Genomic DNA, 3,989 nt, shown 5'->3' with positions numbered 1-3,989 from the left:
GGTCTTTTTTCTGAGTGGGGTTATATGCTATATTACACTAATGCTAACTTTTATTGGTATTATTGGACTAACGACAAATACTCCCATGGTGACTACTGGTATTATGCGCACGGCGACTACGGACTTATTCATTGGGTAACGCCTGCAGGTTTGTACTACGGGATTTGTGCTTCAGAACTCAAACCTTAGTTCTTATTTTGGGGGGGAGAGTAAAATAGCGTAGATTTTCCAAAACTTTATGATGTCGAAACTTAACCCATTCGCCTCGATTGAGGCGAATGGGTTGTGTGTTTATCGCAAGAAAGTTGAGTAGCGGGGATAGAAGGTCCTAAATTCCGCTTAAAAATTATTAAATGATCAAAACCACGATTTTAAAGACTAAAATAAATTTTTTAGGAAAAATAATCTTAATTTTAAAGATTTATAATGGAAATATATTCATTTAAAAAAGTAACTAACTGATTATATTTTAGATATTTCTTACAAACGTTAACGTTATTGAGTGAAAAAAGTGTTGCATTGTGTTTCTTCAGTTATTTTACTTTTTACATCGTTTTAGATGAACGACTAAAAATCAACCTAAATCAATAAAATTAATCAATTAATCAAATGATTAATTGATATGGTTGTCACATGGGTATTATAATTTTCTACAGATCAAAACGATAATTTAAATTTGTTAAAGTTAAGATCACAAAATACATTTTCCACAGAATTCTATTTTTACACGAAGATAAGTAAAATATCACGAGCTTTCGTGCGATCGTTTTTCCTATTCTTGCGTCAATCTTTTTATCAAACCAAATTATCCTGACAGATCTTTTTAGTGCTATTGCTTGTTTTTTGCTTGTAACTTCCTATTTTAGCCAAGCGTTAACGTCTAGAACATCAAATTAATTCTTAAATTATGGATAGTACATAAGAGGTAATAAAGGCTAAGCTGCTAATGTAAAATTGCTGCGGAAAGGGTAACCCGAACCGACAGAGTTAGTTAGCAAAAATGGATGGTGCGAGTAATTTGGGGAAGATCACATAAACCTCTCTTTACTCGGGCGTTTTCACCGAAAAGAAAACGTTACAAAACAAGCAACGTACGAAATTTCAATCCATCTAAATTCCATAAAATCTATTCAGAACTTTAATAAACAAGCGGATGATATATTTTCGAATAGAAAATAATCCGTTATATTTCAAAGATATCTAGCTATTTAAAGGCTATGAGAGTTTATCATTTATATTGTTCTTTACATTTCTTTACAAATAATCCGGTTGAATGAGTGGCTTTTTTTTATCATAACCTTATAATTCCAAAAATTAAGCTTATTTAAGCTTTATTTAAGTTTCATTTAAGTTCATTAAGCTTAAATTATGACCATTTAACATAAAAAAATAAAATAAAATAACGGATTAGTTTACTAATGGAGCACCATGAAATATAATTATAGCCCCCGGCGATGGGAAAACAATGTTTTAAAAACTCACCAATCTCTCTTTAGGTTGAAGCTTAATTCAATTCTGACTTCTACTCTTAACTTATTTCATCAAAGCAAGGTAACTCGCCATCGTTTTTTAGCAGTCAGTGTAAGTAAAAGATGCACATTTAGTTTAGCGTTATGCTATCGCTTACTTAAAGCGATAAATTTAAGGTTAATCTTACGTCCAACATTGATTTATACGCAAACTCAAGCATCAGGTCAATTATCTAAACTGGCTTTAGCATCGATGCCATGGTTATTATTGCTGTATGCCACTACCACTCAAGCGTTATCGGTGACTACGGTACATGTCATTCATGGTAGTGAACCCTATTTAACTTTTGATAATGGGGTAACTAAAGTCACCACGACTGAGGGGCTGTTAGGTATTACTTTATCCGACGGTACACAATACACACCTTCAACCAACCCTTCAACTGTAACACCAATCGTCTTACCTGATGCAGATCAGAGTTTTGCTGATATAGGGATGTTGGTTCCTACTGATACTAATTCCATCGATTTAAATACTCTTATTGATTCAAATTATAATTATTGGGGAGATGATGATGGTGATTCTGATGTTACAGCTACAGGCAGTCTAAGTTTGTCTATTGTTGATAAAGATAATAGAACTGTATCACGAAATACTGTACCAATGTATTGTAACGCGCCTTATAAAGCTACATTAACTAGTACCGAAAGCACATTGACCACTCGTTATGGCTTTCCTAATAGCATTAAGTTCGATGCAGGTAATGTTAGCTATTATTTTAATCCTAAAGAATCACCAGGGGTTTGTTTTGCTAAACCGAGTAATTTGGTATATAACATAGGTATCTATGCAGGTCCCGAAAATATCTGGCATTATAATAAAGGTTTCCTAACTCAAACAGCTACACCATCATCTTATAGTTCAAATTTCCCGACTACTGGAGCTAATGGTTTGTTCTTTGATTTAGATATTAGCAATACTGATCAGGCATTAACTTGGGAGCCGGTTTCTCATAGTGGAATTACAGCGACGATGACTAATTCAACAAAAACTAGTGTTCGCGTTACCTTAACTGGCCCTGCTGCAACCTCATCACAATGGAATTCTCGAGTGCCGGATAAAATAGCTAAACCATCTTTACCCCAGACATTCGAGTTAGTTGGTCGTGACAGTAGTGGTAACGCTGTCGCTAAATATGGATTTGAATTAAAGCAGTGGTTTGTTAATCGTGGAACCGTTATGGGAAATTACAACGACCAACTATCTTGGTGTAAAAATATAGGTTATGAACTTCCTAATGTAAGGGATTTAACCAATGCTGTTTATCCATATGACGATATAATTAGTGCTACACCTGTATCATCGGGTAATTATTTCCAACGTCACATCGGGGCTGGTCTTTTTTCTGAGTGGGGTTATATGCTATATTACACTAATGCTAACTTTTATTGGTATTATTGGACTAACGACAAATACTCCCATGGTGACTACTGGTATTATGCGCACGGCGACTACGGACTTATTCATTGGGTAACGCCTGCAGGTTTGTACTACGGGATTTGTGCTTCAGAACTCAAACCTTAGTTCTTATTTTGGGGGGGAGAGTAAAATAGCGTAGATTTTCCAAAACTTTATGATGTCGAAACTTAACCCATTCGCCTCGATTGAGGCGAATGGGTTGTGTGTTTATCGCAAGAAAGTTGAGTAGCGGGGATAGAAGGTCCTAAATTCCGCTTAAAAATTATTAAATGATCAAAACCACGATTTTAAAGACTAAAATAAATTTTTTAGGAAAAATAATCTTAATTTTAAAGATTTATAATGGAAATATATTCATTTAAAAAAGTAACTAACTGATTATATTTTAGATATTTCTTACAAACGTTAACGTTATTGAGTGAAAAAAGTGTTGCATTGTGTTTCTTCAGTTATTTTACTTTTTACATCGTTTTAGATGAACGACTAAAAATCAACCTAAATCAATAAAATTAATCAATTAATCAAATGATTAATTGATATGGTTGTCACATGGGTATTATAATTTTCTACAGATCAAAACGATAATTTAAATTTGTTAAAGTTAAGATCACAAAATACATTTTCCACAGAATTCTATTTTTACACGAAGATAAGTAAAATATCACGAGCTTTCGTGCGATCGTTTTTCCTATTCTTGCGTCAATCTTTTTATCAAACCAAATTATCCTGACAGATCTTTTTAGTGCTATTGCTTGTTTTTTGCTTGTAACTTCCTATTTTAGCCAAGCGTTAACGTCTAGAACATCAAATTAATTCTTAAATTATGGATAGTACATAAGAGGTAATAAAGGCTAAGCTGCTAATGTAAAATTGCTGCGGAAAGGGTAACCCGAACCGACAGAGTTAGTTAGCAAAAATGGATGGTGCGAGTAATTTGGGGAAGATCACATAAACCTCTCTTTACTCGGGCGTTTTCACCGAAAAGAAAACGTTACAAAACAAGCAACGTACGAAATTTCAATCCATCTAAATTCCATAAA

Annotated in this window: 2 protein-coding genes; both read left to right on the top strand. The window is 33.7% G+C overall.

Annotated elements, in window-relative coordinates:
* A partial coding sequence (locus A9G09_RS12860; RefSeq protein ID WP_218056827.1) for a hypothetical protein occupies positions 1 to 189 on the top strand: 189 nt, incomplete at its 5' end.
* A gap of 1,239 nt (positions 190 to 1,428) precedes the next feature.
* Entirely contained in the window at positions 1,429 to 3,054 is a 1,626-nt protein-coding gene (locus A9G09_RS04140; protein WP_141671524.1) for a hypothetical protein, read from the top strand.
* Positions 3,055 to 3,989 lie beyond the last annotated feature (935 nt).

This window comes from Gilliamella sp. wkB292 (assembly GCF_001690235.1).
GTDB classification, from domain to species: domain Bacteria; phylum Pseudomonadota; class Gammaproteobacteria; order Enterobacterales; family Orbaceae; genus Gilliamella; species Gilliamella apicola_F.
This window is presented reverse-complemented; position numbering and strand designations above follow the sequence as displayed.